Source organism: Streptosporangium sp. NPDC003464 (assembly GCF_053588315.1).
In genome coordinates, this window is sequence record NZ_JBSFPS010000049.1 from 35,742 (window position 1) to 43,150 (window position 7,409).

The 7,409-nt window shown below is 70.0% G+C and carries 6 protein-coding genes; 1 reads left to right on the forward strand and 5 read right to left on the reverse strand.

The annotated features are described in order from the left end of the window. Positions 1-6: 6 nt before the first annotated feature. The 4 genes from ACWDS7_RS13910 to ACWDS7_RS13925 all read right to left on the reverse strand — a co-directional run bounded on the left by ACWDS7_RS13910 (position 7) and on the right by ACWDS7_RS13925 (position 4,552). Positions 7-2,160, reverse strand: coding sequence for a peptidase domain-containing ABC transporter (locus ACWDS7_RS13910; protein WP_451929569.1), 2,154 nt, complete (start codon positions 2,158-2,160; stop codon positions 7-9). Next, entirely contained in the window at positions 2,157-3,233 is a 1,077-nt protein-coding gene (locus ACWDS7_RS13915) for a TIGR04500 family putative peptide maturation system protein (RefSeq protein ID WP_451929570.1), read from the reverse strand. Before ACWDS7_RS13915 ends, ACWDS7_RS13910 begins: the two co-directional genes overlap by 4 nt. Next, positions 3,223-4,230 (reverse strand): MvdC/MvdD family ATP grasp protein, encoded by a 1,008-nt coding sequence (locus ACWDS7_RS13920; RefSeq protein WP_451929571.1) that lies wholly within the window; start codon positions 4,228-4,230, stop codon positions 3,223-3,225. The genes ACWDS7_RS13915 and ACWDS7_RS13920 overlap by 11 nt, the downstream gene beginning before the upstream one ends. A gap of 148 nt (positions 4,231-4,378) precedes the next feature. Further along, positions 4,379-4,552 carry a hypothetical protein gene (locus ACWDS7_RS13925; protein WP_451929572.1) on the reverse strand — a complete coding sequence of 58 codons (174 nt, stop codon included), beginning with the start codon at positions 4,550-4,552 and terminating at the stop codon, positions 4,379-4,381. 1,176 nt (positions 4,553-5,728) lie between these two features. Here ACWDS7_RS13925 and ACWDS7_RS13930 point away from each other — a divergent pair. Further along, a complete protein-coding gene (locus tag ACWDS7_RS13930; RefSeq protein ID WP_451929573.1) occupies positions 5,729-6,664 on the forward strand; it encodes a hypothetical protein in 936 nt (311 codons plus the stop codon). Between the two features lie 281 nt (positions 6,665-6,945). Here the strand turns inward: ACWDS7_RS13930 and ACWDS7_RS13935 are convergent, their stop codons facing one another. Beyond that, a complete protein-coding gene (locus ACWDS7_RS13935) occupies positions 6,946-7,302 on the reverse strand; it encodes a hypothetical protein (RefSeq protein WP_451929574.1) in 357 nt (118 codons plus the stop codon). Positions 7,303-7,409 lie beyond the last annotated feature (107 nt).

The following is a 7,409-nucleotide window of genomic DNA, read 5'->3' on the forward strand; positions in this document are numbered from 1 at the left end:
GGCGGTTCAGCGGGGGCCGCGGATCGGTGCCACGGCGGGACCGGCCGGCTGGTGCTGGTGGCGGACCAGGTCGGCGTAGTGTCCGCCGTAGGCCGTCAGCTGGTGGTGGGTGCCGGCCTCGACCACCTGACCGCGGTTGAGCACGACGATCAGGTCGGCGTCCTGGACGGTCGACAGCCGGTGGGCGATGATGATCTGCGTCTGCCCGAGCCTGAGCAGGTTCCGGCGGATGCGCTCTTCGGTGACCGCGTCCAGGCTGGCGGTCGACTCGTCCAGCAGCAGGATCCGGGGCCGCTGGGCGAGCGCGCGGGCCAGGGCGAGACGCTGGCGCTGGCCGCCGGACAGGCGCCCGCCGCCCTCGCCGATGTCGGTGTCGTACCCCTGCGGGAGCCGCACGATCTCGTCGTGGATCTCGGCCACGCGGGCGGCGTACTCGACCGCGGGTCTGCTCAACCCGGAGAAGCCGGCGATGTTCGCCATGACGGTTCCGGCGAACAGGTGCGGCTGCTGGGTGACGACCCCCACCTGCCGGCGGAGCCACTGCGGGTCGAGTTCCTCCAGCGGTGTCCCGTCGAAGCAGACCTGCCCGGCGGTCGGCTCCACCAGACCGACCAGCACACGTCCGAGGGTGGTCTTGCCGGATCCGGAGGCGCCGACGATCGCGACCCTGGAGCCGGGCGGGATGCGCAGATGGATGTTCCGCAGCACCGGCGTGCGGGCGTCATAGCCGGTGCTGAGCCCGGTTACGGTGATCCCGCCGCGCAGCCGGCCGTCCAGCCGGACACCGCCGGTGCGCTCCGGCGCGGTGCCCATCAGGTCGGCGATCCGCCCGAAGTGCGCGGCGGCGAGCTGGAGCTGGTACGCGATGCCGAGCAGCGACGTGAGCGGCGTGGTCGCCGAGGCGGCGAGGGACACCAGCGCGAGCTGGTCGCCCAATGTCGCGCCGTCGCCGGTGGTGGCGAACACCGCGACGAGCAACCCCAGGTCGAGCGCCATCCCCAGAGCGTTGCTCGCCGTCTGCACCCCGGCCACGTGCCGGTTACGGGCCGCCCCGGTCTTCAGTTCCTCGTCGTGATGGGCACGCCAGCGGGCGACGGCGGCGGCTTCGCCGCCGGAGGCCTTGATGGCCTCGATGCCGGCGAGGCTGTCGACCAGGGTGGACTGAGTGGTGGCGTTGGTGTGCAGCGCGGCGAGGGCCAGGTGCATTCCGCGCCGGGCCGTGGCCAGCACCACGGCGCCTTGGGCGACGGCCGTCGCGAGGGTCAACAGCGCCAGCCAGGGCGAGGCCACGGACAGCAGGGTCAGGTACGACACCGCGGTGAAGAGGTCGAAGAGGAAGGTCAGGGCCCGTTCGGTGAGCAGGTCGCGCAGCATCGCGACCCCGCTGAGCCTGCTCAGCAGGTCACCCTTGGAACGGCGTTGGAAGAAGCGGTACGGCAGGGCCAGCGTGTGGCCGACGAGCTTGCGCATCACCTCGGCCGCTACCGAGGTCTGCAGTCTGATCAGCGCCCAGGCACGGGCCCACGAGACCAGCGCGTGTCCGACGATGACGCAGAAGGCGGCCGCCGCGAGCGTCGTCACGTCCATGGCCGCCGGCCGGTCCACCACGATTTTGGTGAACAGTGGTACGGCCAGCCCGAGGAGTTGCGTGCCGAGCGAGGCCAGCAGCACGGCGGCGATCAGTCCCCGGTTGGCCAGCGCGGGCGTGATCAGCGGGCGGAGCACCCGCCACGGCCGGGACCTGGTGGTGGGGGTGAGCCCGGCGGGAGCGTCGGCGAGCAGCACCTTGTCGGAGTACCCGGTCCTGAACTGCCGCCTCGACAGCGACCGCCGTCCTCGCGCCGGGTCGAGGACGGCGATGCCGCGGGGGGTGACCCGCTCGACCACGACGAAGTGGTTGTTCTCCCACAGGGCGATGAACGGCGTGGGAAGTCCGGCGATGGTGTCCATCGGGGCGCGGCAGGCACGCAGCCGCAGCCCGAAGCGGGCACCGGCCTGGATCATCTCGCGCATGCTCACGCCGTCGACGCCTTCGGCGAGATGCTCGCGTACCTCCGTGAGGGTGGTGCGGCGGCCCAGGCCGCTGAGCACCATGGCCAGGCAGGCGGCGCCGCACTCACTGCGGGTGAGTTGCATCCGCAGCGGTACTCGCCTTCTCACAGCCAGAACCACCTGATGTCCGATGTGCGCCGCCGCTCGTCCAGCCACGCCTGGAACGCCGCGTCACGCGCCGCGTCGAGCACCTCCGGAGCCTCGGGATCCGGAGGGAGGACCTCGTACACGACCCCGGCCAGGTGGCCGCCCTCGTAGGGGACCGGCCCGACCGCCGTTTCCTCAGGTACGGTCCGGAGGGGCTCCGGCAGCCGGGAAGTGAGCATCGCGGCGGCCTGCAGGTGCGCCCCTCGTCCCCCGTCGCGCCGCACGGTCGGGGACCCGGCTCCGGGCGCGGACACCAGCGCCGTCGCGGCCCGGCTCACGAACTCCGTCACCGGGCCGTCGACGAGGGCGCGCAGTTCCTCCGGCCGCGGTCCGGTCACCCACGCGGCGCGTCGCAGGGTGAATTCCTCCGGGTGTTCGGCGAGATAGCGCCGGGCGGGCTCACCGGCGAAGCGCCCCCGGACCCGAGCGGTGCGTGCCTGTAGCTTGGCGTGCCCCCAGAACCCCTTCTCGGATATGCCGGTCCGAGCGAGCCAGTCCAGTGTCTGCTCGCGGGTGGTGAGCCCGCGGCGCCGGCGGAACTCGTCGGCGGCCTGTCGCGTCTCGGCGTCGGTCGCCGGGCGCGGGTCGTTCTCCATCTCGTTCAGGAGGATGCGGTGGTCCACCAACTGCTCGTGCACTCGCCGGTCACGGGCGCCGAGGGATCGGATGGCCGACAGCGCGGCCGCGATCGACAGCCCGACTCCGTCGACGCTGAGGATGTTCGCGGCGGCCCAGTGGGTGGAGTGGTCGACCAGCCAGGGAATGCCGTCGTCCACCTCGGCCGACAGCGCGACGGCGCCGCCCTCGGGATGCTCCAGGAGAAGGTCGTAGCCGACCCGGGCAGTCCCGGGTGGCTCGTCGACCACGAGCTGGGCGTGCAGCCACGGCCGCTCGGCCGCCCAGGCCCGCACGCTCCGGTGCGCGTCGTCCACGGTCTCCGGAGTGGCAGGCAGGCCGCGCAGGAGTTCGACCGCGTCGGCGAGGTCCGTGGCGAACGCGGCCGGAAGAGGAAGCATGCTCTGGTCAGCGGGCATCAGTGGATTCCTTGAAGTCGGGGCGGAGGGTGGCGTCGGCGAGCCAGTCGGCGATTCCGTCGCTGATGGGCAGGCCGCTGAGCAGCTCGACGAACGCCCACTGGCCGTTCACGTTGATTTCCAGGAAGACGTACCGGCCGTCCGGCGTCACGATGAAGTCCAGCGCACCGAAGGTGAGGCCGAGCCCGGCGACCAGGCGGACGCAACGGTCGGCGACGTCCGGCGGCAGGTCGTAGGCGGAGTAGCCCACCTTGGGATCGTCGTAGTGCCGCCAGTCGAGGGATGTCAGCCGTGACGCCTGCGAGTCGATGCGTGCGGCGTACACCCGCTCGCCGACGACCGTCACCCGCAGCTCGTACGCCTTGGCCACGTTGGGCTGCAACATCGCCGGGGCGTGACGGAGCCGGTGCCGGCCGGACAGCCGCCGCCGGGGTACCAGAGCGGTGAAGAGATAACGGGCCTCGTCGTCAAGGGTGAAAGGGCGGTATTCGAGCGTCTTGGTGATCAGGCGGCCGCTGGCCCGGTGCCACGCAGGGACGAGCTCGTCCGGATCGTTCGTCACCACCGTCTCCGCCACGGAGAAGCCGAGTTCGGTGGCCCGGTACAGGTGCAGCAGCTTGTTGTCGACCGCCAGGGCGTGCTGCGGCGGCGCCGGCAGCCACCGCGCCCCTGCCATGAGGTCGTACGCTCCGCGGAGCGCCAACCTGGCCACGTGCTCGGCGAACTCCCGCTGCGACGGCTCCCGCACCTCCGGCGCGGACGGCTTGTCGGGGCGGCGGTGCCAGACCGCCGTGACCTTCGACAGGTCGTGCGTCTGTCCCCGGTAGGTGAGCTCCTGCTGCCAGCGGCCGTCGGCATAGCGGGTGGTGAGGGTCGAGGCCCCGGGGTAGTCGGCCTCGTCCCACCACAGCAGCGGCACACCGCGTTCCTCGAGCTTCGGCAGCACGGTGTGCACCGAGTCGTCGCGGGCACTACTGATGATCAATAACACGGTCACGTGCTCCTTCGCCATCGCACGCAGGGAGCCGGCGCCCGCGGACGCCGGCTCCCTGCTCTGCACCTGATGACCGGGCGGCCGAGATAGCCCGTCCGCCGGTCGCTGTCAGGACCCGGTCACGGTCATCGCGGCCGGGTCACCGCAGTGGTCAGGTCGTCCAGCAGTCACCTCGCTGGCTGGCGGTGCAGACGGAAGGCGAGCTGGGCTTCAGGTCCGCCTGGATCTCGTCACTGGCCATGACGATGTCCAGACCGGCGACGGCCTCCAGGTCCACCCCGGCGAGTTCGGAGACCCCGGCGGGAAGATCGTCAATCCTCAGCATGCCGCTCATGGCACACACCCCATCTGGTTGCACAGGACCGCGATCTGCGGCCCTGTTCAGATGGTGGCCACCACGACTTGCTTTCTCTTGGATCTGGCTGACAAGCCGCTGGGTCAGAGTGACGGATGTTCCCGATGAGGCGCACGCCTCGGCCTCCGCGGCGCCGAGGCGGAGGTTTCAACACCATCGGACTACTTCTCGGTCACGGCCGGACCTGTCCGCAGACGCCCCACTCGGACGGGTCACCCAGCTTGACGCTGGTGACGCCGATGCCGCAGTGGCCCAGCGTCGAACGGCTCCCGCCGTACGCGGTTCCAGTCCGTGAACGGCGACCACGGGCTAACGCGGCCCCGAGCGGAACTCCGTCCAGAGATCGACGGCTTCCTCCAGGTCGAGTGCCGCCACATCCTCACGGGCCATGCCGGCTGTGTAGATCAACCGACTGGCGAGCCAGTCGGGAACCGGCTCCCGCGCGGGGACCTCGCCGGTGTGAATGTGATCGGTCAGAGCTCCGAGACGGTCGATGACCTCGCCGAGACGGACAACCTCGGGACGCGAGCCCGCCGGCCGCCCGGAACCGCGCCTTGGCCTCGGCATAGATCTCCGCGTCGGCCCTCTCCCCGACCGCCCAGACCTCACAGATCTCGACCACCTTGTCGTCGGTGATCCGGTAGACGACCCGCCAGGTGTTCCGGCCGACGACAAGCTTTATGTTCACCGCTCTGCCGAGTCGCCGCTCCGTCGCCCTGGCGGCGCCGTAAAGATCGTCTTCATCGGCGACTCCGACGATCAGGGCGTCCAAATCCTTCCGCGGGTTGCCGATCCTCCGCTCGACGACCAAACCTGCGGCTGCGATCGGGACGGCATGACCGCCTGACCGTCACTACTCGCCACTACTACTGGAAGCGGCGCGGCAGCCAGGGGAACGGCCCCGGGAACCGGCTCGCGAGACCAAACGTCTGAGAGCACGTGAGACGTCAGGGGTATTTGGGGTCGCTCGTACTCGTGCTCACTGCCGGTGCGATTGGCTGCACGGTCAACGTCCCGGAGCCGGTGACCCGACCGGCCGTTCTTCCCCAGACGCCGACGCTACCGGCGGCTGAGAATGTCTGGCCCGAGGCGTTCTTTCCGGTACCGCGTTGGTTCAGCGACGTCCGTGACGTTCAGCCGCTGGCCATGCTCAACAAGCATGAGGTGCTGCTGGCGGATCCCGACGAGCGGCGGCCGGTCCTGGTCCGCTACGACCGACGGACCGGCAAGCACAAGATCTTGGCCACCGTCCCCGAGGGCGCGCGCTATCACTGGATCCGGAACGTGACCGTGAGCGACTCACACATCGTGTGGATCGCCGCAGTCCGCCGTCCGGACCGGACGACCGCCGGGCTGGAACTGTGGACGGTGCCGATCGCGGGCGGCCAGGTCCGGTCCGTGGCCCCGGTGTCGCCCAAACCGGTCGGGATCAGCACCCACAGCGGTCAGGAGTACCGGCTGGAGATCGTGGGCGATCAGATCGTCTGGTGGGACGACAACGGAGGTCCCGTCCATGGCGTCCCCCTCGCGGGCGGGACGCCGACCCTGCTGGGATCCGGCTACATCTCCACCTGGCCCTGGGTCCACGACGGGGAAGAGACCGTCACCAACCTCATCACCAAAGAGAAACGGACCGCAGGAGACGTCGACGGTATCGACCGGCGCTGTGGCCCCGAGTGGTGTGTCGGTGGCGCCGATATCGGCAACTACGAGCTGACACAGGTGATCGTGCAGCGCCGGGACGGCTCAGCGCGCAGGACCGTGCCCGGCCAGTTCCGCAGGGAGCCCCTTCTCCATGAGAGGTTCGGATTCTTCGACCCGCCGCAGGTGTCCGGCGGAGGGCTGATCGATTTCGCGGGCCGACACGTCGGATCGCTGGGAGACGCCAGCGTGATCTATGACCGCTGCACCGGAAAAACAGCAGTACTCCGGCCGAAGAGGGACGAGCCGGCCGAGCGTGGGCCGGAGTCCATCCGCATCGGTGGTTCCACATCCGGCGGACCGCTGCTGTTCTGGAGGAATGACGCCCGCAAGCAGTACATGGCCATGGATCTGGCCGCCATCTCCGGTCAAGGATGTTGATCTCAAATGGCGGCCGGCGACCGCCCGACACGCTGCGGACGGACCGCTTTGACCCTGTAGTGATACTTGTCGCCACAGACGCCCCCGGCCCATGATCGACTCCGGACACACCGGACGGCCGTGGCCAGATCCTCACTGCCTCCGCAGGTCTACGCCTCACCGGAGGTCAGGCCCACCGGCCAGTCGCTTCCAATGCCGCCGGTGCCGCAGTGGCCACCAGGGTCAGGGAGGCTGCCGCGGTCCGGACAAGAGATCACCCGATCAGCTCCCCGCCTCCGGCTTCAGCCGTCGGTGTCTTTCGGGTGGCGGGGTGAGGCGTAGACGATCCGGACAGTGCGAGTGGCGTCATCAATGGCATAGCGGACACGTCCGTCGCTGGTGACCTCGAACTCCCACTGCTCCAGGTCCTGGCCATTATGACGATGAGTCGCGAGGCCACCGCGTAGGCGATGTTGCCGCTCGTGATCCGCCCGTGAGCGTGGATCGGCGCGCGGCGCCTCGAAACATCGGCGTGTGTTGCCCAGGGCGTGACGGCACAACTCCTCCCATCCCCTGACCGCATCACCGGTACCGAACCGGATATCCCATTCGTCATCCGGGGGCGGGACCGTGTCCCGGTCACCGCGCTTCGGGCTCATGCTGAGACCTCTACCGGCCCGAAGTCGCCGCTGGTGGCCTTGCGAGCCTGGGCGTGGTGCGCGGGGTCGGCCTTGATCCGAGCGGTCGCCCGCCATCCTGCGATGAC

Coding starts and splice junctions, on each gene's coding strand:
- ACWDS7_RS13915 (WP_451929570.1), bottom strand. CDS start 3,233: ATGCCCGCTGACCAGAGCATGCTTCCTCTTCCGGCCGCGTTCGCCACG.
- ACWDS7_RS13930 (WP_451929573.1), top strand. CDS start 5,729: ATGCTCAACAAGCATGAGGTGCTGCTGGCGGATCCCGACGAGCGGCGG.
- ACWDS7_RS13935 (WP_451929574.1), bottom strand. CDS start 7,302: ATGAGCCCGAAGCGCGGTGACCGGGACACGGTCCCGCCCCCGGATGAC.
- ACWDS7_RS13925 (WP_451929572.1), bottom strand. CDS start 4,552: ATGCTGAGGATTGACGATCTTCCCGCCGGGGTCTCCGAACTCGCCGGG.